Below are 22,094 nucleotides of genomic sequence, written 5' to 3' on the forward strand. Positions count from 1 at the left end.
GTGTTCTGAAGCTATTGCTGCGATGGCTGTGGCGCCATTCCCGCACGGGCGTAAATCCGGCTGTGGGCGCCGAAATGCCCCAGCAGTTTGAACAGCTGCTGGTTAAGTGCCGGATGGTCGAAGTCTTCGCGCTGCAGCTGATTGCCGCTGCTGAAATCACTGGTGATCGGTGCCGTGTCCAGCCACTGGCCGATGGCTTCATCAAATACCGCCGATTCGTCGACGGACTCGGCACTCACTACTTCGCGCAAGTAGTCCACCGAGTACGGCGGATAACGGGCGTCCTGTGCAGAGTCGGCATAAACGTCGAGCATCGGGTGTGCCTGGCCGGCGCGCAGCAGGCGACGAAGCCAGGTCGACTGATACTTCTCCACTTCCATGTGCCGGGTGGCGACCCGTTCGATGGCCGCATGTTTGTCCGCATCGAAGCCGGCCAGGGCCTTGCCTTCCAGCACCAGCAGGCTTGCCAGTTCGACACCGGGCAGAGGCTTGGTGTGATAAGGCTGGGTCAGGTCCTGAACGTGGTGCAGGCCCCAACCTAGGAATCGATAACCCCAATAGGGATGGCCAGTGGCAAACGCCAGTCGCGCCAAGCCCATGTACTGGTAGGCGCGCCAGTCCGGCCAGCTGCGCTGAAGAAATCCGGCGGCGGCGTATACCACCGGGCTTTCATGGAAGAAGCCCATATGGAAAGGCGCCTGGGAGCTGTACTGAAACCGCGCGTCGCCGAAAGGCTGCGGGCCGAAGCCGTACAACGCGCCGACGTCGCCGGGGTTGTCGCTGAACAGGTTGATGTCGTGGCCGTAATCCGGCTCATCGGCGGCGCTGGCCAACACGGCAAGGGGCGCGACTTGTTCGTGGTCAGCCACAACGATGAAGCGCTGGCGATTCCACGGTGAAAGCGTCTGCTCCACCATGACTTGTTCGGCCTTGAGGTGCTCACGCTCGGGCAGATCCTTGCCCGGCAGCGGCTGGATGACCATCGCCAGATGAACCCCGGGATTGATGCGCAGTGCGGTGAGGAAGTCGTGGCGCAGATTGTCCCCAGGCACGGCTGGCAATCGCAGGTTGTCGGGGCGCGGCGGGTAGTGGGTGAAGTGCTCGCGGGCAAAGTTCTCCTGCTCATCGAGCAGCGCACTCACGGCCTGGTATTGCTGCGAAAGAAACTGCTCCAGCGGCTCGACTTCGACCTGTGGCGCATCACGCAAGGCCGGCAAATCCTGCAACGCCAGGTAGCTGCCCACCGTATGGTTCGACCAGCCCCAGGCAGTAGGGGCCGTTGCACAAAGCAGCAACAGGAGGAGTGTCAGCTTCATTGCCTGGTTCTTATTGGATGTGCCGTGGGGGTTGAGCCTAACAACCGACCCTGCCCCTGACACTGTCCAATCTCACCAGAAAAGTTCTCCGATAGCGCCACGTGCAAAGTTGCCTATGGTTCTCTGTAGGAGCTGCCGAAGGCTGCGATTTTTTGATTTTGGCGGACTCGAAGATCAAAGGATCGCAGCCTTCGGCAGCTCCTACAGGGGAGATCTGCGGTGTTCTTTCAGGCCGGGTAACCAGTGATTTTGCGGATGCTCTGGTACAACGGCTTGAGCTGTCGATACATGCGCACGTAGACCTCTTTGTACAGTCGCTCGTAGATCTGCTGCGCCTCGGGTTGCGGCATGAATACCGCACCGACCCGTGTCATGGCGGCCATCGCCGTGGGGAAATCCGCGTGCAGCCCCAGGCCCACCGCGCAGCAAATGGCCGCGCCCAGGCCGGACGCTTCGTAGACATGCGGACGCTCGGCCGGCAGGCCGAAAATATTCGCCGTGAGTTGCATCGCGGCATCACTCTGCGAACCGCCTCCGGCAACACGCAAGCGCGTAATGGAGACCCTCGAGCGCTTCTCGATTTTCTCCATGCCCTGACGCAAGGCATACGCCAGGCCTTCGAGGATCGCCCGGTAAATGTGGGCGCGGGTATGCACGTCGCCGAAGCCGATCATCGCGCCCTTGGCCTCCACACCCGGCTCGCGGATGCCAGGCGACCAGTAGGGTTGCAGCATCAACCCCATGGAACCCGGCGGCACGGCGTCGACCAGCGCATCGAAGAGTTGCTCCGGCTCCACGCCCTGGGCTTTGGCCTGCTGCATTTCCCGCAGGCCGAACTCGTTCTTGAACCAGCTGACCATCCAGTAACCGCGATAAATCATCACCTCGCAGTTGTATTGATCCGGCACTGCGGACGGGTAAGGCGGAATCAACGGGACGATTTCCAGGTAGCGCGAGCGGGTGCTGGTGATCGTCGCCGTGGTGCCGTAGGAAAGGCACACGGTGCCTGGGTCGACGACACCGGAACCCACGACTTCGCAGGCCTTGTCGGCACCTGCGGCGATCAGCGGCAGCCCCTCGGGAATGCCGGTGTGGCGGCTGGCCTCGGCGCTGATATGGCCGAGGGTTTCACCAGGCTTGTACAGGCTCGGCAGTTGCTCGGGACGCACCGCCAGCGCCTGCCATTTCCAGTCGGTGGGGGCGGCCCATTTCAGGCGTTTGAAGTCGAACGGCAGGTAACCGACGCAACAACCCACCGAATCGACAAAGCGCCCACAAAGGCGGTGGGTGAGAAACCCCGAAAGCAGCAGAAACTTGTCGGTCGCCGCCCAGACTCCAGGCTGATTGCGGGCGATCCAGTTGGCCTCGGCCTGGGCGCGAAAGTAGTCCACCGTGGCTTGCGCGCCGACCAGTTTGAACAGCCAGCCCCACGGCCCCTTGATGCCGCCCTTGACTTCGGCCTGACGTTGATCGAGCCACAGGATCGCCGGACGCAGCGCCTTGCCCTGGGCATCGACGTTGATCACGGTGCCGCGTTGGGTGGTCAGGGAGACACCGGCAATCTGTGAACGATCGATGCCGGTCTGCGTCCACAACTGCTGGCAAGCTTCACCCAGTTTTGCCCAGTAATACTCAGGGTCCTGCTCGGCCCAGCCGGGTTGAGTCGAGTAATAGGCCTGCAACTCGACCTTGCCTTTGCCCAGCAGATTGCCCTGCAGGTCGAAGAGCAGCGCGCGCACGCTCTGGGTGCCATTGTCGATGGCCAACAGGTAACGCTTGTTCGGGTGGTTATCCATGGAGCTCTCTTCAAGGGGCATCAATGCGCGGCATCCGGTAAACCATGATGGCGTTGCCACAACGCCCGATAACGCTGTAATTCCTGCTGCCAATGCTCATCGTCCCAGCCCAGTCGCGGTTGGCAGAGTTGGCCAATGGCAGCGAAATAATCCTCGCCACCGCGCGGCAACAACAAGCCAAGGCGGGTTCGGCGCAGCAGCAGGTCATCCAGGTGCAGGACCATTTCTGCATCGCAGGCAACGGCCAGTTCCACCCACAAGGTGTCAGTGCCGCCGATGGTGTCGTGGCCCAGTTCGGTGATCAGCTTCGCCAGCCTCGGCAGGTCACGGCCATGCCGCCCGGCCAGGCGCCGCCACCGATGGGCGCTGAGCCCCGGTATCGCCAACGGTGGCACAGCGGCGAACACCGGCGCGGCGTCATCAACGAATGGACGATCGAGCATGGCCGCGCAGGCCTTGAGCACTTCGATGGACTGCGGGCGAAAGGTGGTCAGCTTGCCGCCGGCCAGGGTCACGCAACCCGGCTCCTGCCACAGTACATGCTCGCGGGTTTCATTCGACGGTTTGAGCTCACCCGCCGCACTGCCCACCACCGGGCGCACACCCGACCAGGTCGACAGCACATCGGCAGCGACCACTTCGGCCTGGGGGAACTGCTGGCTGCAGGCCGCCAGCAGATAGTCGAGTTCATCCAGGCTGATGCTCGCGCTCTCATCCAGATCCTCGCGATGATCGAGGTCCGTGGTGCCGACCACCGTGGCACCCTCCCAAGGGAAAACGAACACTGGTCGACGGTCGCGCTCGTGCAGGAAGGTGAAGGCTTGCGCCACTGGCAGGCGCCAGCCCGGCAACAACAGATGACTGCCACGCAACGGGCGCAACTGGCGAGGGGCATCGGGCAGGCGCAAGCGCTCGGCCCACGCGCCGGTGGCCACGGCCAGCACACCGCAACGCAATGTCAGTAATCCGCCGCCCTCGCAGTCTTCGACCTGAACCCCGCAAACGCGCCCCTCTTCACGCAGCAATTGCTGCACGCGCAAGCCGTTGAGCACCACGCCACCGTCGGCCCGGGCCTCGCCCAATACGCGCATCACCAGACGGGCATCATCGGTCAGCGCATCGATAAAACAGGTGCCGCCCAGCAGGTCATGTTCCTTCACCCCGGGCGCCAGATAACGCAGTTGTTGCGCGTCATGGAAGTGATGGCTGCGCCGCCCGGCCAAGGCGTCATAAACGGACAACAAACCACCCAGCACCCGAGGTCCGGGAAAGCCGCCACGGTAATGCGGCATCATGAAACTCATCGGTTCCACCAGCCCCGGCGCTTCGTCGAGCAGGCGCTGGCGTTCACGGACCGAATCGCGGGTCAGGCGCCACTGGCCCTTGGCGATGTAACGCAAGCCGCCATGGACCATTTTCGAGGAGCGACTGGAGGTGCCCCAGGCGAAATCGCGCTGTTCCAGCAGCAGGCAACGCCAGCCACGGCGCGCAGCTTCGCGCAGGATGCCGGCGCCGCTGATGCCGCCGCCGATGACGATCAGGTCCCAGGTTTCATCCGCCAGCGTCGGCAGCACCCGCTGTCGCCACGCCGCGTTCCAGTCCAGGCTCATGGCGCCGTCACTCCTGCAACAGCGTGCCAGGGTTCAGTCGCCCGGCCGGATCAAAATGCCGACTCAATACCTGCAGGGTGTCCATCGCCAGCGCGCCCTTCTCCCGCCGCAGGTACGGCGCGTGATCCTTGCCCACGCCATGCTGGTGACTGATGGTGCCATGGTTGTCGACGATGGTCTGGCTGGCCGCGTGCTTGAGGGCCTGCCAGCGCGCCAGAGTGGCGGGATAGTCCGCCGCCGGGCGAAACACGTAGGTGGTGTAGATGCTCGACCCTTCGCCGTAGACATGGGAAAGGTGGGTGAAGACATGCACCCGCTCGCCTTCGGCAGCCAAGGCGTCGCGCAGGCTGTTTTCGATCAGCGTGAGCAGGTTGTCGACGTTGCTCCAGTCAGTGGCCGTTTCCAGGGTGTCCACCACGTAACCGGCGTTCCACAGGTTCTCGCGCAGGTAGGGAAAACGAAAACGGTTCTGCGCCCACTTCTTGCCGAGCAAGGTGCCGGTAAACACCCCGCCGAACGCCTTGAGGTGCTGCCGGGCCTGACGCAGGGACAGCGCATTTTGCCGACGATTGCCGGTCACGCCGAACGTCAGCAGGCATTTGCCCGCGCCGGCGCCACGCAGGGCCAGGTACTTTTCCAGCCAGGCGATCTGCTGCGGGTGACCGGCCAGCGCCAACTGGGTTTCGGTTTCCACCGCGTTGGACAGGCGCAACATCGACAGCGGCACGCGCGCCTGGGCCAACTGGCGGATAGCTTGCAGCGCCTTGGGCCAATCGGGCAGAAACACACCATAGAAACGCTCATCGGCGGGCAGTGCGCTGACCCGCACCTTCACCTCGGAAATGATCCCGAAACGGCCCTCACAGCCCAACACCACCTCGCGCAGATCGGGCCCGGCCGCCGAGGCCGGAAAGGAGGGAATGTCCAAAGGGCCGGCAAAGGTTTCCAGGGTGCCGCCGGCGAACAGTTGCTCGATCCGCCCATAGCGCAACGACTGCTGGCCGCTGGAGCGGCTGGCGACCCAACCACCCAGGGTCGACAGCTCCCACGACTGCGGGAAATGCCCCAGGGTGTAACCACGGGCACGCAGCTGACTTTCCACCTGCGGTCCACTGGTGCCGGGGCCGAAGGTGGCCAGCAGGCTCTCTTCGTCGAGGTCCAGCAGGCGACTCATGCGGGCCAGGGAAACCGTCACCACCGGCCGCGCGGAACTCGGCGGGTTGATGTGACCGGCCACCGAGGTGCCGCCGCCATAAGGAATCAGGCACAGGTCCTGTTCATGGGCGAGCAGCAGTAACCGGCGAATCTGTTCAGCACTCGTGGGATAGGCCACGGCGTCGGGATAATTTCCCAGCGCGCCCTCACGCAACGCCAGCCAGTCCGGCAGGCTCTGGCCCCGCGCATGCAGCAAACGATCATGGGCATCCACGCTGTACAAGAAGTGTTGCTGCAACCGCGACGGGGGCACGCGGGCCAATGCCGCCTCAAGCGTCGCATCGGGCAGCGCTCGACCGTCACCCACCCGCCGGGCGAGAAAACTCGCGCCCTGGGCCGGCAGCTCGACCACCGTGGTTGCATCTCCCCAGCCGTTCCAGCGTCGCATGCGTGTGTCCTTTTGCGGTTCTGATCAGTGATATTTCAGGCCCCCATACTAGTCAGCCGCCCGAAAGTGTCACGGTCGCATCGGGCCAGTTCGAGTAGCCAATTGAGTCAAACGTCGCGCAGGCGTCAGCCATTTACTTTAGCCGTGGTTTCAAATTACCTTTCAGGGCATTCATCCGCGCACGCGGGCCTTGATCAAAGGAATACGATCATGCAATCCCTGGGCTTCACTTCAGTTCCGCCGCTGCTCAAATACCTGCGTCATGCCGAACAACTGGGCATGGCCATCGAGCCTGCGTTGGCGGCTGCCGGGTTGCAGGCACAGCAGTTGAGTGACAACAGCCTGCGGTTGCCGGGTGAGGCCCACGAACGGCTGCTCGATTACTTCTGCGAACACTCGGGCGATGCGTTGTTCGGTCTCAACGCCGCGCGGTTCGTGTTGCCCAACTCCTGGAGCGTGCTGGGCTACATCACCATGAACTGCGCGACACTGGGCGACGCCATGAGCCGCATCATGCCGTTCGAGAAACTGGTGGGCGACATGGGCGTCAGCCGCGCCGAGGTGCAAGGCAGCGAGGTGCACCTGATCTGGACATGCCGCCATCAGCGCCCGCGAATTCGCCGGCACCTGGTGGAAAACGTGCTCGGTTCCTGGCTGCAATACGCGCGCTGGATCGCCGACACGCAGATGTCGCCGGCCGCCGTATGGCTGGAACATGCCTGCCCCGCCGACACGACGCTGGCCGAGTACGAGCAGTTCTTCGACTGCCCGGTACTGTTCGACCAGCCTTATTCGGCGCTGATTGTCCCGTTGCCGTATTTGCAGTTGCCATTGCGCCAGGCCGATGCGCAATTGCTGCGCACGCTGGAAGAACATGCCCAGGGATTGATGGCCACTCTGGAGGACGCGTCGCTGGAACAGCGGGTCAAAAGCATCCTGCGAAAGTTGCTCAAGGAAGGCCTGCCCCGCAAGGAGCAGGTGGCCGAGCATCTCGCCGTGTCAGTGCGCACGCTGCAACGCCAACTGCATCTGGCCGGTACGTCGTACCAGCAGATCCTCGATGACCTGCGCCAGGAGCTGGCCGAGCATTACCTGCTCAACAGCACCCTGCCGATCCAGGACATCGCCCAGTACCTGGGTTTCACCGAACCCCGCTCGTTTCACCGCACATTCAAAAGCCGGCGCGGGATGCCGCCCGGCGAGTTTCGCCAAACCCACCGGGTTTGACGCAGTCCTCGAAACTCACTGAAAACCCGTGCGCAAATCTCCTTCCCGGGCCAGGAACCGCCCTTCCCTGCGCCCGTTGGCCTGGCCATCGCGGTAGCTCAACACACCGTTGACCCATACCCCTTCGATGCCTTGCGCCGCCCGCTGCGGATCGTTGAAATCGGCGACATCACGGATGGTCGCCGGATCGAACAACACCAGGTCAGCCCAATGGCCTTCGCGTATTTCACCGCGCGCCTTCAAACCGAAGCGTGCCGCCGACAACCCGGTCATTTTGTGCACGGCGGTGTGCAGCGGGAACAGTCCTACGTCACGGCTGAAATGACCGAGCACCCGGGGGAATGCGCCCCACAACCGTGGGTGCGGAAACGGATCTTCCGGCAAGCCGTCGGAGCCGACCATCGACAGCGGATGCGCGAGGATTCTGCGGACATCCGCCTCATCCATGCCGTAGTACACCGCACCGGCCGGTTGCAGTTGGCGAGCGGCCTCCAGCAACGGCACATTCCATTCGGCGGCGATGTCCATCAGGTCGCGGCCACCCATTTCCGGGTGCGGCGTCGACCAGGTGATGGTGATGCGATGGGCATCGGTCACCTGCTTGAGGTCCAGGGTCGAAGAGCTCGCCGCATACGGATAACAATCGCAACCCACCGGGTGGGTTTTCGCCGCCTGTTCGAGGGACGCCAGCAGCTGCGGACTGCGCCCCCAGTTACCGGCGCCGGCGCATTTGAGGTGGGAAATGATCACCGGGCTTTGCGCGTGGCGGCCGATCTTGAACGCCTCGTCCATGGCCTCCAGCACCGGTTCGAATTCGCTGCGCAAATGGGTGGTGTAGACCGCCCCGAAGGCGGTCAATTCTTCGGTCAGTTGCATCACTTCATCGGTGGATGCCGAGTAGGCGCTGGCATAGGCAAGGCCAGTGGACAGGCCCAAGGCGCCGGCCTCCAGGCTTTCGCGCAATTGCTCGCGCATCGCGCTGACTTCATCCGCCGTGGCGGTGCGGAACAGGTCGTCCAGATGATTGCTGCGCAACGCCGTATGGCCGACCAGTGCGGCAACGTTCAGCGTGGTGTTCGCCGCTTCGACGGCCGCGCGGTAGTCGCCGAAGGTCGGGTAAACGAACGCAGCGGCCGTGCCCAGCAGGTTCATCGGGTCCGGCGGATCGCCGCGCAAAATCACCGGTGACGCGCTGATCCCGCAGTTGCCGACAATGACCGTGGTCACGCCCTGGCTGAGCTTGGGCAGCATCTGCGGCTGACGGATCACCACGGTGTCGTCATGGGTGTGCACGTCGATGAAACCCGGCGCCAGCACATGGCCCTGCGCGTCGATTTCCTCACTGGCACGGGCATCGCGCAAGTCGCCGATACGCTCGATGCGCCCGTTGAGAATGGCCACGTCGGCGGGGTATCCGGGGCTGTTGCTGCCGTCGATGATCAGGGCGTTGCGAATCAGCGTGTCGTACTGCATGTCAGTCTCCCAGCGGCAAGTGATCGTCGCCGCCGCGGTATTCGTCGAGGGCGAGTTTGATCCGCCGCAGACGTTCTTGATTGTCTTCAGGATTGGCCAGCGCCAGCTCGGTGGCGAGCACGTCGATGGCCAGCAGCATGCCGTAGCGCGCTGCCGTGGGTTTGTAGATGAACGAGGTTTCGGCGCTTTGCAGGGGCAGGACGATGTCGGCCAGCTGCGCCAGCGGCGAATCGGCCCGGGTGATGGCCAGAATGGGTGCGCCGTAGTTGCGCGCCAGTTCCACCGTTTCAATCAGCTCCGGGGTGATCCCGGTCAGCGAGCAGACAATCACCACGTGTTCAGCGCTGAGGCTGGCGGCGGTGACGCGCATCATCACCGCATCGTGGCACACCGCAATCGGATAGCCGAGGCGTACCAGGCGCACTTGCAGTTCATCGCTGCACAGGGTCGAGCAACCGCCCATGCCGAAAGCGTGAATCATCCGCGCCTTGCCCAGCAGCTTCACCGCATCGGCGAAACGCGACTCATCGAACGCGGCCAGGTGCTGGCGCAAAGTCGACTCGATGTCGCCCACGATCTGCCCGTAGAACGCCGACTGCTCGGGCGTGCCCGCCGGGTCGAGAAAGCGGCTGCCGACGCCGCTGGCCTGGGCCAGTTGCAAGCGCAGGTCACGCAGGTCCTTACAGCCGACCGTGCGAGCGAAGCGCGACAGCGTGGCGCTGCTGACCTCCGCCCGCAGCGCCAGCTCATCGAGGCTGGCGGAGGCGGCAAATCCTACGTCGTCGAGCATCAGGCGAGCGATACGTCCTTCACCGGCGCTGAAGGAGTCCTGACGGGCGCGGATCTGGTAGAGGATGTCCATGCAAGTGGCTCCGGCTAAATCAGGTAAGAAAGGCCAACGGTCAGGCCGAAGGCAACGACCGAGATCAACGTCTCGAGCACGGTCCAGGTCTTGAAGGTTTGGGTAACGGTCATGTTGAAGTATTCCTTGATCAACCAGAAACCGCCGTCATTGACGTGGGAAAAGATAACCGACCCGGCGCCAGTCGCCAGCACCAGCAGCTCTGGATGGGGATAACCCAGACCAATGGCCACTGGCGCGACCACACCTGAAGCGGTGGTCATGGCCACAGTGGCAGAACCGGTGGCGATGCGCATCAGCGCGGCAAACAGCCAGCCCATCAACAGCGGCGACAAATGAAACTCGTGGGCCAGGCCGACGATCTGGTCGGTGACGCCGGCGTCCACCAGAATCCGGTTCAAGCCACCGCCGGCGCCCACCAGCAACGTGATGCTGGCGGTCGGCGCCAGGCATTCGTTGGTGAACTTGAGGATCGACTCGCGGTTGAAGCCCTGGGCCAGGCCGAGGGTCCAGAAACTCAGCAATGTGGCCAGCAACAGCGCGATCACCGAGTTGCCGATGAACAGCAGGAACTGGTTGAAACCGGTGCCCGGCGTGGAAATCAGGTTGGCCCAGCCGCCGATCAGCATCAGCACCACCGGCAACAGGATGGTCGCCATGGTGATGCCGAAGCCCGGCAGGCTGTCGCGCGGTTCACGCTCAAGAAACTGGCGTTCCAGCGGGTTTTCCGCCGGCAACTGAATGCGCGGCACGATGAACTTGGCGTACAGGGGACCGGCGATGATCGCGGTCGGAATGCCGATCAGGATCGCGTACATCAAGGTCTGCCCCACCGATGCCTGATACACCTGCACCGCCAGCATCGCCGCCGGGTGCGGCGGTACCAGCGCATGCACCACCGACAGCCCGGCGACCATCGGCAAGCCGACCATCAGGATCGAGACGCCCACGCGCCGCGCCACGGTAAAGGCAATCGGCACCAGCAAGACGAAACCGACTTCGAAGAACAGCGGCAGCCCCACCAGAAACGCGATGCACACCATCGCCCAGTGCGCGTTCTTCTCGCCGAAACGGTCGATCATGGTCCGCGCCACCTGCTCGGCGCCGCCGGACTCGGCCATCATTTTGCCGAGCATGGTGCCCAGCGCCACCACCAGCGCGATGTGCCCCAGGGTCTTGCCGACCCCGGCCTCGTACGCCCCCACCACACCGGACGGCGGCATGCCCGCCACCAGCGCCAGGCCGATGGAAATCAGGGTGATGACAATGAACGGGTTGAGTCGGTAGCGGGCGATCAGAACGATCAGAGCGATGATGGCGATGGCGGCATACACCAGCAGCCAATAGCCGAAGGACAGGGTCATGCGGTACTCCTCGAGAGGGTCACGTCGAAATATTTGTGAAACTCTTAAAACATTTCGGCAGGCGATTTTCAAACGAGGTGAAAGTAATTTTCGTACAGAGGTAAGGCGTGTCGCAAAGAGGTATGAGTTGTCGCAAATAATGAAAATCAGGCAGGCGGATTTTCATCGCGCCTGCCTGTTTGATTTCAGTCGTGTTGCATCCGGGCGCGCTTGAGCAATTTCTTGCAGCGTTCGGACAAATGCAGCACCCGCAAGTGCTTGCCGGCCTTGTTATAACGCTCGCGCAAGGTGCCCAGCGCGGCGATGGCCGAGTAGTCGACAAAACTCAGGTGCTGGCAATCAAGTGTCACCTGCGCCGGGTCATTGGCCGGATCGAACTGATTGAGAAAGGGTGTGGTCGAGGCGAAGAACAGCGTGCCATGCACCCGGTACAGCTTACTGCCGTCGGTTTCCAGATGACTGTCGGCATACAGCTGACGCGCCTGCTGCCAGGCAAAGTTCAGCGCCGCAATGATGATGCCGCAGAGCACCGCGATGGCCAGATCGGTGAAAACGGTAATCACCGTCACCGCGATGATCACCAACGCATCGTTCAGCGGGACCTTGTTCATCACCCGCAGCGAAGCCCAGGCGAAGGTCTGTTGCGCCACCACGAACATCACCCCGACCAACGCGGCCAATGGAATGCGCTCGATCAGCGGCGACAGAAACAGGATGAACAACAGGATCGACACCCCGGCCACCATCCCGGACAAGCGCCCGCGCCCGCCGGAACTGAGGTTGATCATAGTCTGGCCAATCATCGCGCAACCGCCCATGCCGCCGAACGCACCGGACACGATGTTCGCCGCCCCCAGCGCCACGCACTCGCGATCCGGATAGCCGCGGCTCTCGGTGATTTCGTCGGTGAGGTTCAGGGTCAACAGGGTTTCCAGCAACCCCACCAGCGCCATCAGGATCGCGTAGGGCGCGATGATGCGCAGGGTGTCGAGGTTCCACGCAATGTCCGGCAGCGCCAGCGTCGGCAAGCCACCGGCAATGTGCGCCATGTCGCCCAGGGTGCGGGTCGGCAGGCCGAGCAGATACACCGCCAGGCCCACGCCGAGAATCGCCACCAGTGCCGGCGGCACCGTACGGGTCAGGCGCGGCAGCACATAGACAACCGTCATCGTCACCGCGACCAGCCCGAGCATCATGTACAGCGGCGTACCGCTCAACCAGGTCTCACCGCTCTTGAAGTGCTCCAGTTGTGCCAGGGCAATGATGATCGCCAGGCCGTTGACGAAGCCAAGCATCACCGGGTGCGGCACCATGCGCACCAGTTTGCCGAGCTTGAGCAGTCCGAACGCCATCATGATCAACCCGCCCAGCAACACCGTGGCCAGCAGGTACTGCACGCCGTGTTGCACCACCAGCGCGACGATCACCACGGCCATCGAGCCGGCCGCGCCGGACACCATGCCCGGTCGCCCGCCGAACAGCGCGGTCAGGGTGCAGATGATGAACGCGCCATAGAGCCCCATCAGTGGATTGAGATGGGCCACCAGCGCGAAAGCGATGCACTCGGGCAACAGGGCGAAGGAAGTGGTAAGCCCGGCCAGGACATCGGCGCGTAGACGTTTTGCTTTCATTGGAGACCGCACACAGGGAGAGACGAAAAAGAGTGTGCGGATGTTACGGAATCGGGGGCGGCGCGGCCAGTTGCAGGGACTTCGAAAACGCCATCGCGGGCTTGCCCGCGATGGGAACAACGCGGTCTAAAGCGAACTCACACCATCTCGTCGCGAATCCACTCCACTACCGACGTGCGCTTCGGCACCCAACCCAGCAATTCCCGCGCATGCTTGCCGCGCACCCGGCTGTTGGAGCCCAAACCATAGTTGGCCATCTCATAGCCCCACTCGGCTTCGGCGTCCTTGAGCGGCCAGTCTTGCGGTTCGCCCAGGTTCAGCGCCTGGGCCATAGCGGTGGTCATGTCGATGAACGACGCTTCACTGCTTTCGACGAAGTAGAAGGTGCCCGGCACGTTATTGGTCAGCGCCAGCAGGTACAGGGCAACCACGTCCTCGATGTGCACGTTGGACCAGATGTTCCGGCCAGTGCCGACATGGCGCACCACCCCGCTTTTGCGTGCCTGCTTGAGCAGGCGCGGCAGCTGCACGCTGTCGCGATTCACGCCCAGGCTGTGGCCGTAGATCAGCGTGTTGCAGATCACCGCCGAGTTCACCCCGTCCATGGCCGCCGCCAGGATCAGATTGTCGATGGCCACGCGCGCCGCCTTGTCGACTGTCGGTTCCGGCAGGTTGTCTTCGTAGTAGAGGATGTCGCTGGACTTGCCGCCCGAGGCATCACCGACGATGCTCGAACCGCTGGTGTGCAAAAACACTTTGCCGGAACCGCGCAAGGCATCGAGCAAGGCCTCCACCGCGCCACGATGATCGCTGCTGGCCGCGTTGATCACCGCGTCGGCAGCAAGCGCCTGATCGGCCAACAGGGCGGAGTCGTCGAGGGTGCCGATCACCGGGGTGATGCCCAGTGCGCGCAGCTCATCGGCTTGTTCGGCGCTGCGCACCAGACCGGTGACGTTGTGGCCGGCCTGGACCAGGCCCGTGGCGATGGAACCGCCGATAAAACCGGTGGCACCGGTAACGAATACGTTCATGGAGAAACTCCCTGCGTGGATAAGTGATGCAAGGAGTATCCGGCAGCGATCCCGGAGGAAAAATCCCTGCCGACCCAATTCACTTTTGCGCAGGAATCACGAATCAGCCCTTGAAATCTGCACTCGCATATTCGGCCAACTTGCCCTGGATAAAGTCCAGGAAGCATTGAATCCGCAGGGCCAGTTGCGAGTTGCGGTAGTACACCGCGTTGATCGGCTGGCGATAGCCGCTGTTGAACTCGGCCAGCAACACTTTCAAGCGTCCGGCACGAATGTCCTCGATGGTCATGAAGTGCGACAGGCTGGCGATGCCCTGGCCGTCCAGTGCGAGATGGCGGATGGTCTCGCCGCTGGAGGCGCTGATCGATGCCTGGATCGGCCAGCGATCGCCATGCACATAACGCAGCGGCCATTGGTTGAGGCCTTCGTTCTGGGTGAACCCCAGCAGCGTATGGTTGGCCAGGTCAGCCACGGCTTGCGGTGCGCCGTGCTTTTCCAGGTAGGCCGGGCTGGCGACGATGTGCAGCGGGCTGCAACCCAGGGAGCGGGCATGCAGCGTCGAATCGGTTAGTGTGCCGATGCGGATGGCGATGTCGGTGCTTTGCTCCAGCAGGTCGATGATCAAATCGTTGCTGTTGAGTTCGAGCTGGATGTCGGGGTAAAGCCTGCGAAATTCATCGATGTAGGGCACGATGGCGTGCAGCATGAACGGCGATGCTGCGTTGATCCGCAGCCGCCCGGACGGCGTTTGCTGGCGTGAGGACAGGCGCTCTTCGAGCTCATCCATCTGATCGAGAATGCGCTTGGCGTGCTCGAAGAAGTACTTGCCCTCTTCGGTCAGGTCCATGCGCCGCGTGGTGCGATTGATCAAAGTGGTGTCGAGCTTGGCCTCCAGCCGCGACAGCGTACGACTGACTGCCGAAGGCGTTTGCCCGACCTGCTCGGCCGCCGCGGAAATCGACCCGCATTCAATCACGCAGACGAAAACCTGCAATTCATCGGATCTGGCTTTCACGTGTGTCCTCGTTTGCGAATCGGCGCGGCAAGAATCGCCAAGATCGCAGCCTGCGGCAGCTCCTACAGGGTTTTGTGTACACCCGTAGGAGCTGCCGCAGGCTGCGATCTTCCTGGCCGTTGCATCGGATAGTAGCCGAGCGTCATGCCTTCAGGCCAAACACCTCAGCCAAATGCTGCTCATAACGCGCCACGTCGCCTTCGATGTTCGGGCGCTTCATCACGTCCACGCAGAGGAAAGTTGGCAAACCGGTCATGCCCAGGAACTCGTTGGCCTTGTGGAACGGGAAGTACACCGCGTCCACGCCTTTGGCCTCGAAGAAATCGGTCGGGTCGTCGAAGGCTTGCTGCGGAGCGTTCCAGGTCAGCGACAACATGTATTGCTTGCCGTGAATCAGGCCGCCGCTGCCGTACTTCTGCGACGCGTCCGAACGGGTGCGACCGTCGCTGGCATAGAGGCTGCCATGGCCCTCGGTGAAGACTTCATCGATGTACTTTTTCACGGTCCACGGCGCGCCCATCCACCAGCCTGGCATCTGGTAAATGATCACGTCGGCCCAGAGGAACTTGGCCACTTCTTCGGCGATGTCATAGCCCTCGTCGATGAAAGTGGTTTTCACATCCATGCCACCGCGATCCAGCACGCTCAATGCGGCTTCATGCAGGGTGGCGTTGTAGCGGCCGTCGGAGTGCGCAAATTTTTTGCCGCCATTGAGCAACAGGACTTTTTTCATGGGAGGTGGTCTCGGGAAGGTCGGGAATCGGATGGCGGCAGAGTACCGATCGACCTTGCGCGGAGTAAGCGTCGATTTGGCAAAATACATTTGACCTACAAGCACGAATCGATAAGCGATTGTTGCCTTAAACTGGCGCCAGTTCTGACTTGAGGAGAGATGTAGATGAGTGAAATCCAGGGCTTTATCCTGCACGCCAAGACCCGCCCGGAAAAATCCGACGCCTTCGAAGCGTTTTTCAGCGGCTATGTGCAAGCGAGCCGAGCCGAACCGGGTTGCATCGAATACCACATGTTGCGTGACAAACAGGACCCGACCCTGTTCATCTTCTACGAGATCTGGCAATCCCAGGCCCACCTCGACGTGCACTCGAACCTGCCGCACATGAAGCAGTTTCTCGCGCAACGCGATGAATACCTGGAACGGGACTTCGAGATCCGCGCCATCGAGATGATCAGCCCGTCGTCCGCTAGCCGCTGATCAGCAAATGGCCGCCGAGCACACCCAGGCCAACGAAAAACACGCGTTTGAACCACAGGGCGCTGATCCGCTGGCGCAGCGATTGCCCCAGCCACATGCCGAGCATGGCCGGGATCAGCGCCAGCAACGACGCGCTCAACTCGCCTCCACCGAGCGCGCCACGCCATAACAAGCCACCGGCCAGGGCCAGGGTCGAGACGGTGAACGACAGGCCCAGCGCCTGCACCAGTTCGTCCTTGCTCAAACCCAGCGCTTGCAGATAAGGCACCGCCGGAATCACGAACACGCCAGTGGCCGAAGTGATGACGCCGGTCAGCACGCCACACAGAGGACCGAGCCAGCGTTCGCTGCTCTGCCCTACGCGCACAGTCGGCAGGAACAAACCGCTCAGCGCATACAGCAATAATGCCGCCCCCAACCCTCGCACCACCCAATGGCCGCCGCTCATGCCGATCCATAGCGTGCCCGCCCCGGTGCCGATGAAAATCGCCAGCAACATCGGCCACAACCGTTTGACCAGACCCGACAGATGCCCGCCGAACGCCAGTTGCCAGACGTTGGTCAGGGTCGCCGGAATGATCAGCAACGCCGCAGCCTGCGTCGGCGCCATAGCCAGGCCGAGCAGACCCATGGCAACAGTTGGCAGGCCGAGACCGATCACGCCCTTGATCATGCCGGCCAGCACAAAGGTGCCGATAACCAACAATGAAAGGGCCAATCCGAGATTCTGATAAAACGCCGAAAGTGTATTCATGGGGCCATGGTGGGCCCGCGGGGGTTGATTGAAAATCTGCCATATACTGAGGCTGCCTCTTGCCTTGACAGAGGCTGAAAATTTCGCTGAAGCGACTGGCCTCTTCGCGGGCTTGCTCGCGAAGGCGCCCTTCCAGACAACATTCAACTCGGGATTGTTGTAATGCACTTCGACCTGACCGACCTGCGCCTGTACCTGCACATCCTCGACACCGGCAACATCACCGCCGGCGCCGCACGCAGTCATTTGTCCCTGGCAGCGGCCAGCGCACGAATTCGCGCCATGGAGGCGTCGCTGGGCGTCGAGTTTCTGCAGCGCAATCGTCGTGGGGTCAGCCCGACGCCGGCCGGCAATGCCCTGGCCCGACACGCCCGGGTCCTGCTGCAACAGGCCGAACGCCTGCAACAGGAACTGGCCGAATACGCCCAGGGCGTCAAAGGCCAGGTGCGGCTGCTGTGCAACACCACGGCGATCACCGAGTACCTGCCAGAGTTGCTCGCGGACTTCCTGCACAGCCATCCCAACCTCGACATCGACCTGCAGGAACTGCCCAGCACCCGCATCACCCATGCCTTGCGCCAAGGGGCGGCGGACCTCGGCATCGTGTCCGACGCGGTGGACACCGAGGACCTGCAGACGCGAGCGTTCCGCGATGATCCGCTGGTGCTGATCATGCCCCGGGAACATCCCCTGGCCCAGGCGACCTCAGTGAGCTTCACCGACACGCTGCATCACGACTACGTCAGCCTGAATGCCAATAGCGCCCTGGCGGTGTACCTGGAGGAACAGGCGCTGCACGCCGGCCTGCGCATGCAGATTCGCATCCGCGCCGACGGCTTCGATGGCGTGATGCGCATGGTCGCCCGAGGGGCTGGGCTGGCAATCGTACCGCTGGCCGCGGTCGAACGCAGGTCAGGTGGACTGTCCTTCAAAAGCCTCGCCCTGCAAGAACCCTGGGGCCAACGCAAACTGTTGCTCTGCGCCCGGGACTTCGCCGCATTGCCCGGCTATGCCAAGGCCCTGCTGCACGCCTTGACTCTCCCCTGAGGGGCAGACTTTATCCTTGAGGTTTGATCCTCAAGGACAGCGATGATGGGTAAGCGAATACTGGTGATCCTCGGGCATCCGTCCAGCAACAGCTTCTGCGCCGCCCTTGCCGAGCGTTACACACAGTCGGCAATCCGCGCCGGGCATGAAGTGCGGCCGTTGTTTCTGGGCAGCATGGATTTTGACCCGGTGCTGCGCGAAGGCTATCAACAGGTCCAGCCGCTGGAAGCCGACTTGCGTAACGCCCAGGCCGATATCCTCTGGGCCGAACTGTTGGTGCTGGTTTATCCGATCTGGTGGGGTGGCGTACCGGCCTTGCTCAAGGGCTTTTTCGACCGGGTGTTCTTGCCGGGTTTTGCCTTCAAGTATCGCCAGGGCAAAGCTTTCCCCGACAAACTCCTGCGCGGCCGAACCGCCCACCTGCTGGTGACCATGGACACACCGCCCTGGTACTACCGCTGGATCTACCGCATGCCCGGTTTGCATCAGGTCCGCAAAACCACGCTGGAGTTCTGTGGCATCAAGCCAACCCGAACCCTCACCTTCGGGCCAATTCTCGGCGCCAGCGCAGACCGGCATGCGGCCTGGTTGCGGCAAGCCGAAGCTATCGCCAGCGCTTGAGTCGGTCGATAATGCGCCGAGCTCTATCCTCGGAGAAAAGGACCTTCCCATGTACATCGGCCAAGCCGCGCAACGTTCCGGTACCACGGTCAAAAGCATCCGTCACTACGAGTCGATTGGCTTGTTGCCTGCCGCTCGCCGCTTGGGCAAGTACCGCATCTATGACCAGCACAGCGTCGATCTGCTGATGTTCATCAAATGTGCCCAACAGTTGGGCTTCAGGCTCAAGGAATTGCAGTCGGTCTTCGCCGGCCATCAGGGCCCGCAGTTGCCATGGGAGCGGGCACACCAGGTCCTCGCCAGCAAAAAGCAGGAAATCGCCGAGCGGATAGCGGCGCTGTCGCAACAGCACGCGCAATTGGTCGAATTCGAGAACAGCCTCGAACAATCCAGGCTTGACTGCCCACTGAACCGGAATTGAAGAACGTGCGTTTCTGGACAGCTCAGTGTCGAGCACAGACAACTGAGGGTTGGGCAGGCGCTATAGGGTGCGACTTCAGTTCTTGAGCCCACTGCCCGGAGTCATCATGACCGCACCGATTACCGTTCTTCGCGACACCCACCCGCTGCCCGTACTCGACGCCTGCAAATGGGAAAAGCTCGAAGGCGACCCGCACACCGTCAACCTCAATGCCTACACCAGTGAAGACGGCAGCAAGATCATGGGCACCTGGATCTGCACGCCGGGCAAGTGGTACGTGGAATACGTGAAGTGGGAGTACTGCCACTTCCAGGAAGGCTACTGCATCATCACCCCGGAAGGCATGGCGCCGATCCACCTGCGCGCCGGCGACATTTTCGTCGTTGAACCGGGGATGAAAGGCACCTGGGAAGTAGTGGAAACCGTTCGCAAATATTTCGTGTTTGCCTGACAAAGCAAAAGATCGCAGCCTTCGGCAGCTCCTACGGGGTGTATACATTCCCCTGTAGGAGCCGAAGGCTGCGATCTTTTCTTTCTGCCAAATTAAAAAACCGGGAATCCACCCGACGCGGATTCCCGGAAATATCCCTTATTGCGGCTTGCGATAGCCGTTGATGATCGCCGAGAAGTCCTGTCCACCCTCCCCACGCAAACTCATCGCCTGATACAACTGCTGGGCCACCGCGCCGAGAACCACCGGCTGGTGCGCCTGACGCGCAGCCTCAGTGGCCAGCCCCAGATCCTTGAGCATCAGTTCGGCACCGAAACCACCGGTATAGCCGCGCGACGCCGGCGCCGTTTCGACGATGCCCGGCCACGGGTTGTACATCTCCGAGCTCCAGCAACGCCCGGTGGAACTGTTGATGATGCCCGCCAGCACCTTGGTGTCGATGCCCAATGCATCGCCAAGCGCCATGGCTTCGCTGACGCCGACCATGGAAATCCCCAACAACAGATTGTTGCAGATTTTAGCGATTTGCCCGGTGCCGACCTCACCACAATGGACGATGTTGCGGCCCATTTGCGCCAGTACCGGTTGCAGGGTGGCGAACAGTTCAGGCGTGGCGCCGACCATGAAGGTCAGCGTCCCGGCGGCTGCACCACCGGTGCCGCCAGAAACCGGCGCATCGGCCATGGCCACGCCCTGTTTGGCAGCGGCGGCGGCAACGTCCCGCGCGGTCTGCGGATCGATGGTGCTGCAATCCACGGCCGGGACACCTTTGCCGATACCGGCGAGCACGCCGTCTTCGCCCAGCCACACACTGCGCACATGCACAGCGGCAGGCAGCATGGTGATGACCAGTTCGGCGCCTTCTGAAGCTTCGCGGGCCGTTGGGCTGATACTGCCGCCCAGTTGTTCCAGTTCCGCCAGCACGGCTTTGTTCAGGTCCACCAGGCGCAGTGCATGGCCGGCCTTGATCAGGTTGCGCGCCATTGGCGCGCCCATGTTGCCCAGACCGATAAAAGCGATTTTCATGTCCGGCTCCTTATCGCAGGTTGATGGTGGTGTTCACACCGTCGTTGACGCTGTCGTCATCGAACCAGCGACTGGTGACGGTCTTGGTCTGAGTGTAGAACTGCACCACTTGCTTGCCGTACGGGCCGAGGTCGCCGAGCTTGGAACCGCGCGAACCGGTGAAGCTGAAGAACGGGACCGGCACCGGAATCGGGATGTTGATGCCGACCTGGCCGACGTCGATTTCGTTCTGGAATTTACGTGCCGCCGCGCCGCTCTGGGTGAACAGGCCCGTGCCGTTGCCGAACGGGTTGGCATTGACCAGGGCGATGGCCTCGTCGAGCGTATTGACCTCCAGCACCACCAGCACCGGGCCGAAGATTTCCTGGGTGTAGATCTGCATGTCGGTGGTCACGCCGGAGAACAGGGTCGGGCCGACAAAGTTGCCCTTCTCGTAGCCGGGAACCGTGATCTCGCGACCGTCCAGCTCCAGTTTCGCGCCTTCCTTGATGCCGCTTTCGATCAGGTCGAGAATCCGCGCCTTGGCTTTTTTCGAGATCACCGGGCCCACATCAGTGCCCGGCTCGCTGCCGGCATTGACCTTGAGCTTCTGCGCCAGCGCCTTGAGATCCGGCAGCCACTGCTTGGCCGCGCCCACCAGCACCACCACCGAGGTGGCCATGCAGCGTTGACCCGCGGCACCGAAACCGGCGCCCACCAGCGCATTCAGCGCTTGTTCGCGATTGGCGTCCGGCAGCACCACGGCGTGGTTCTTCGCGCCCATCATCGACTGCACGCGCTTGCCGTGTTTGCCTGCCAGGTCATACACATGGGTACCAACGGCAGTTGAACCGACGAAGGAAACCGCCTTGATGTCCTTGTGGGTGCAGAGCCCGTCCACCACGTCCTTGCCGCCATGCACGACGTTGAGCACACCGGCCGGAATGCCCGCCTCGATCGCCAGCTCCACCAGAAGCATGGTCGACATCGGGTCCTGTTCGGACGGTTTGAGCACGAAGGTGTTGCCGCAGGCGATGGCCATCGGGAACATCCACAGCGGAATCATCGCCGGGAAGTTGAACGGGGTAATGCCGGCGCACACGCCGATTGGCTGGCGCAGGGTGTAGGTGTCGACGCCACCGGCGACGTTTTCAGCGAACTCGCCCATTTGCAGACTGCCAATGGAGCAAGCGTGCTCGACCACTTCCAGGCCACGGAAAATATCGCCTTCGGCATCGGCAATGGTCTTGCCCTGCTCGGCGCTGAGGACCGCGGCGATGCGCTTGGAGTGTTCGCGAATCAGCGCCTGGAGCTTGAGCATGATGCGCATGCGGGCGCCGATCGGGGTCAGCTTCCAGGTCTGGAAGGCACGATGGGCCGCGCTGATGGCCGCGTCGACTTCTTCAGCGGTGGCAAACGGCACTTTGGCCAGCACTTGCTGGGTCGCCGGGTTGATGATGTCGTGCCATTCGGTAGTCTTGGATTCGACCCACTCGCCGTCGATCAACAATTTGACCTTTTGTACGGTGGTGTCGGTGGGCGTGAGCGATACGTTCATGTGGGTCTCCGGATGTTTGCTTTTTTTATTGAGAGCTATCTTGGGAGCCGGGGCGAGATAGTCGCCCTGAGATGAGCCATGTGTCGCGAATTGGTT

At 62.4% G+C, this 22,094-nt stretch carries 20 protein-coding genes; 6 read left to right on the forward strand and 14 right to left on the reverse strand.

Annotated features, from left to right (window positions below):
* Nucleotides 1-11: 11 nt before the first annotated feature.
* From ACM6IT_RS03020 to ACM6IT_RS03035, 4 genes are all read right to left on the reverse strand, one after another.
* Complete coding sequence (locus ACM6IT_RS03020) at nucleotides 12-1,316, reverse strand: phospholipase (RefSeq protein ID WP_414917471.1); 1,305 nt, start codon at nucleotides 1,314-1,316, stop codon at nucleotides 12-14.
* A gap of 227 nt (nucleotides 1,317-1,543) precedes the next feature.
* Nucleotides 1,544-3,112, reverse strand: coding sequence for an FGGY-family carbohydrate kinase (locus ACM6IT_RS03025; protein ID WP_414917472.1), 1,569 nt, complete (start codon nucleotides 3,110-3,112; stop codon nucleotides 1,544-1,546).
* 20 nt (nucleotides 3,113-3,132) lie between these two features.
* On the reverse strand, nucleotides 3,133-4,722 hold the full coding sequence (locus tag ACM6IT_RS03030) for a glycerol-3-phosphate dehydrogenase/oxidase (RefSeq protein ID WP_056728153.1): 1,590 nt from the start codon (nucleotides 4,720-4,722) through the stop codon (nucleotides 3,133-3,135).
* Between the two features lie 7 nt (nucleotides 4,723-4,729).
* Nucleotides 4,730-6,325: an FAD-binding oxidoreductase gene (locus tag ACM6IT_RS03035; RefSeq protein ID WP_414913713.1), complete on the reverse strand. Its 1,596-nt coding sequence runs from the start codon at nucleotides 6,323-6,325 to the stop codon at nucleotides 4,730-4,732.
* 210 nt (nucleotides 6,326-6,535) lie between these two features.
* On the opposite strand from ACM6IT_RS03035, the gene ACM6IT_RS03040 reads away from it, so the two are divergent.
* Nucleotides 6,536-7,552: an AraC family transcriptional regulator gene (locus ACM6IT_RS03040; RefSeq protein ID WP_056728148.1), complete on the forward strand. Its 1,017-nt coding sequence runs from the start codon at nucleotides 6,536-6,538 to the stop codon at nucleotides 7,550-7,552.
* A 15-nt stretch (nucleotides 7,553-7,567) separates the two neighbouring features.
* Here ACM6IT_RS03040 and ACM6IT_RS03045 read toward each other — a convergent pair whose 3' ends face one another.
* The 7 genes from ACM6IT_RS03045 to ACM6IT_RS03075 all read right to left on the reverse strand — a co-directional run bounded on the left by ACM6IT_RS03045 (nucleotide 7,568) and on the right by ACM6IT_RS03075 (nucleotide 15,661).
* Nucleotides 7,568-9,025: an N-acyl-D-amino-acid deacylase family protein gene (locus ACM6IT_RS03045; RefSeq protein WP_414917473.1), complete on the reverse strand. Its 1,458-nt coding sequence runs from the start codon at nucleotides 9,023-9,025 to the stop codon at nucleotides 7,568-7,570.
* A 1-nt stretch (nucleotide 9,026) separates the two neighbouring features.
* Nucleotides 9,027-9,887 carry a MurR/RpiR family transcriptional regulator gene (locus tag ACM6IT_RS03050; protein WP_223542530.1) on the reverse strand — a complete coding sequence of 287 codons (861 nt, stop codon included), beginning with the start codon at nucleotides 9,885-9,887 and terminating at the stop codon, nucleotides 9,027-9,029.
* 14 nt (nucleotides 9,888-9,901) lie between these two features.
* Entirely contained in the window at nucleotides 9,902-11,251 is a 1,350-nt protein-coding gene (locus ACM6IT_RS03055) for a gluconate:H+ symporter (RefSeq protein WP_056728145.1), read from the reverse strand.
* Between the two features lie 185 nt (nucleotides 11,252-11,436).
* Complete coding sequence (locus ACM6IT_RS03060; RefSeq protein WP_414917474.1) at nucleotides 11,437-12,882, reverse strand: SulP family inorganic anion transporter; 1,446 nt, start codon at nucleotides 12,880-12,882, stop codon at nucleotides 11,437-11,439.
* A 137-nt stretch (nucleotides 12,883-13,019) separates the two neighbouring features.
* Entirely contained in the window at nucleotides 13,020-13,913 is an 894-nt protein-coding gene (locus tag ACM6IT_RS03065; RefSeq protein ID WP_414917475.1) for an NAD-dependent epimerase/dehydratase family protein, read from the reverse strand.
* A gap of 103 nt (nucleotides 13,914-14,016) precedes the next feature.
* Nucleotides 14,017-14,928 carry a LysR family transcriptional regulator gene (locus tag ACM6IT_RS03070; RefSeq protein ID WP_409078326.1) on the reverse strand — a complete coding sequence of 304 codons (912 nt, stop codon included), beginning with the start codon at nucleotides 14,926-14,928 and terminating at the stop codon, nucleotides 14,017-14,019.
* Between the two features lie 142 nt (nucleotides 14,929-15,070).
* A complete protein-coding gene (locus ACM6IT_RS03075; protein ID WP_223459898.1) occupies nucleotides 15,071-15,661 on the reverse strand; it encodes an NAD(P)H-dependent oxidoreductase in 591 nt (196 codons plus the stop codon).
* A gap of 165 nt (nucleotides 15,662-15,826) precedes the next feature.
* Here ACM6IT_RS03075 and ACM6IT_RS03080 point away from each other — a divergent pair, with 165 nt between their 5' ends.
* Nucleotides 15,827-16,141, forward strand: coding sequence for a putative quinol monooxygenase (locus tag ACM6IT_RS03080; protein WP_056728136.1), 315 nt, complete (start codon nucleotides 15,827-15,829; stop codon nucleotides 16,139-16,141).
* On the opposite strand, the gene ACM6IT_RS03085 is transcribed toward ACM6IT_RS03080, so the two are convergent.
* The gene (locus ACM6IT_RS03085) at nucleotides 16,131-16,895 is read right to left on the reverse strand and encodes a sulfite exporter TauE/SafE family protein (protein WP_414917476.1); all 765 of its coding nucleotides are present in this window, start codon (nucleotides 16,893-16,895) and stop codon (nucleotides 16,131-16,133) included. The genes ACM6IT_RS03080 and ACM6IT_RS03085 overlap by 11 nt on opposite strands.
* Nucleotides 16,896-17,057: 162 nt before the next feature.
* On the opposite strand from ACM6IT_RS03085, the gene ACM6IT_RS03090 reads away from it, so the two are divergent.
* From ACM6IT_RS03090 to ACM6IT_RS03105, 4 genes are all read left to right on the forward strand, one after another.
* Nucleotides 17,058-17,942, forward strand: coding sequence for a LysR family transcriptional regulator (locus ACM6IT_RS03090; RefSeq protein WP_223542314.1), 885 nt, complete (start codon nucleotides 17,058-17,060; stop codon nucleotides 17,940-17,942).
* Nucleotides 17,943-17,984: 42 nt separating this feature from the next.
* Nucleotides 17,985-18,563 (forward strand): NAD(P)H-dependent oxidoreductase, encoded by a 579-nt coding sequence (locus tag ACM6IT_RS03095; protein WP_414917477.1) that lies wholly within the window; start codon nucleotides 17,985-17,987, stop codon nucleotides 18,561-18,563.
* Nucleotides 18,564-18,612: 49 nt separating this feature from the next.
* Complete coding sequence (locus ACM6IT_RS03100; RefSeq protein WP_056728128.1) at nucleotides 18,613-18,984, forward strand: MerR family transcriptional regulator; 372 nt, start codon at nucleotides 18,613-18,615, stop codon at nucleotides 18,982-18,984.
* A gap of 106 nt (nucleotides 18,985-19,090) precedes the next feature.
* On the forward strand, nucleotides 19,091-19,435 hold the full coding sequence (locus ACM6IT_RS03105; protein WP_046038617.1) for a cupin domain-containing protein: 345 nt from the start codon (nucleotides 19,091-19,093) through the stop codon (nucleotides 19,433-19,435).
* A 138-nt stretch (nucleotides 19,436-19,573) separates the two neighbouring features.
* Here ACM6IT_RS03105 and mmsB read toward each other — a convergent pair whose 3' ends face one another.
* Both mmsB and ACM6IT_RS03115 read right to left on the reverse strand, forming a co-directional pair.
* The gene (gene mmsB, locus ACM6IT_RS03110; RefSeq protein WP_056728126.1) at nucleotides 19,574-20,461 is read right to left on the reverse strand and encodes a 3-hydroxyisobutyrate dehydrogenase; all 888 of its coding nucleotides are present in this window, start codon (nucleotides 20,459-20,461) and stop codon (nucleotides 19,574-19,576) included.
* Between the two features lie 10 nt (nucleotides 20,462-20,471).
* Complete coding sequence (locus ACM6IT_RS03115) at nucleotides 20,472-21,998, reverse strand: CoA-acylating methylmalonate-semialdehyde dehydrogenase (protein ID WP_056728124.1); 1,527 nt, start codon at nucleotides 21,996-21,998, stop codon at nucleotides 20,472-20,474.
* Nucleotides 21,999-22,094: the final 96 nt, after the last annotated feature.

This window comes from Pseudomonas sp. IT-P4 (genome assembly GCF_949767755.1).
GTDB classification, from domain to species: domain Bacteria; phylum Pseudomonadota; class Gammaproteobacteria; order Pseudomonadales; family Pseudomonadaceae; genus Aquipseudomonas; species Aquipseudomonas monachiensis.

Bases quoted from the DNA above. Each gene is read 5' to 3' on its own strand.
- ACM6IT_RS03020 (WP_414917471.1), bottom strand. From the start codon at position 1,316: ATGAAGCTGACACTCCTCCTGTTGCTGCTTTGTGCAACGGCCCCTACT.
- ACM6IT_RS03025 (WP_414917472.1), bottom strand. From the start codon at position 3,112: ATGGATAACCACCCGAACAAGCGTTACCTGTTGGCCATCGACAATGGC.
- ACM6IT_RS03030 (WP_056728153.1), bottom strand. From the start codon at position 4,722: ATGAGCCTGGACTGGAACGCGGCGTGGCGACAGCGGGTGCTGCCGACG.
- ACM6IT_RS03035 (WP_414913713.1), bottom strand. From the start codon at position 6,325: ATGCGACGCTGGAACGGCTGGGGAGATGCAACCACGGTGGTCGAGCTG.
- ACM6IT_RS03040 (WP_056728148.1), top strand. From the start codon at position 6,536: ATGCAATCCCTGGGCTTCACTTCAGTTCCGCCGCTGCTCAAATACCTG.
- ACM6IT_RS03045 (WP_414917473.1), bottom strand. From the start codon at position 9,025: ATGCAGTACGACACGCTGATTCGCAACGCCCTGATCATCGACGGCAGC.
- ACM6IT_RS03050 (WP_223542530.1), bottom strand. From the start codon at position 9,887: ATGGACATCCTCTACCAGATCCGCGCCCGTCAGGACTCCTTCAGCGCC.
- ACM6IT_RS03055 (WP_056728145.1), bottom strand. From the start codon at position 11,251: ATGACCCTGTCCTTCGGCTATTGGCTGCTGGTGTATGCCGCCATCGCC.
- ACM6IT_RS03060 (WP_414917474.1), bottom strand. From the start codon at position 12,882: ATGAAAGCAAAACGTCTACGCGCCGATGTCCTGGCCGGGCTTACCACT.
- ACM6IT_RS03065 (WP_414917475.1), bottom strand. From the start codon at position 13,913: ATGAACGTATTCGTTACCGGTGCCACCGGTTTTATCGGCGGTTCCATC.
- ACM6IT_RS03075 (WP_223459898.1), bottom strand. From the start codon at position 15,661: ATGAAAAAAGTCCTGTTGCTCAATGGCGGCAAAAAATTTGCGCACTCC.
- ACM6IT_RS03080 (WP_056728136.1), top strand. From the start codon at position 15,827: ATGAGTGAAATCCAGGGCTTTATCCTGCACGCCAAGACCCGCCCGGAA.
- ACM6IT_RS03085 (WP_414917476.1), bottom strand. From the start codon at position 16,895: ATGAATACACTTTCGGCGTTTTATCAGAATCTCGGATTGGCCCTTTCA.
- ACM6IT_RS03090 (WP_223542314.1), top strand. From the start codon at position 17,058: ATGCACTTCGACCTGACCGACCTGCGCCTGTACCTGCACATCCTCGAC.
- ACM6IT_RS03095 (WP_414917477.1), top strand. From the start codon at position 17,985: ATGATGGGTAAGCGAATACTGGTGATCCTCGGGCATCCGTCCAGCAAC.
- ACM6IT_RS03100 (WP_056728128.1), top strand. From the start codon at position 18,613: ATGTACATCGGCCAAGCCGCGCAACGTTCCGGTACCACGGTCAAAAGC.
- ACM6IT_RS03105 (WP_046038617.1), top strand. From the start codon at position 19,091: ATGACCGCACCGATTACCGTTCTTCGCGACACCCACCCGCTGCCCGTA.
- mmsB (WP_056728126.1), bottom strand. From the start codon at position 20,461: ATGAAAATCGCTTTTATCGGTCTGGGCAACATGGGCGCGCCAATGGCG.
- ACM6IT_RS03115 (WP_056728124.1), bottom strand. From the start codon at position 21,998: ATGAACGTATCGCTCACGCCCACCGACACCACCGTACAAAAGGTCAAA.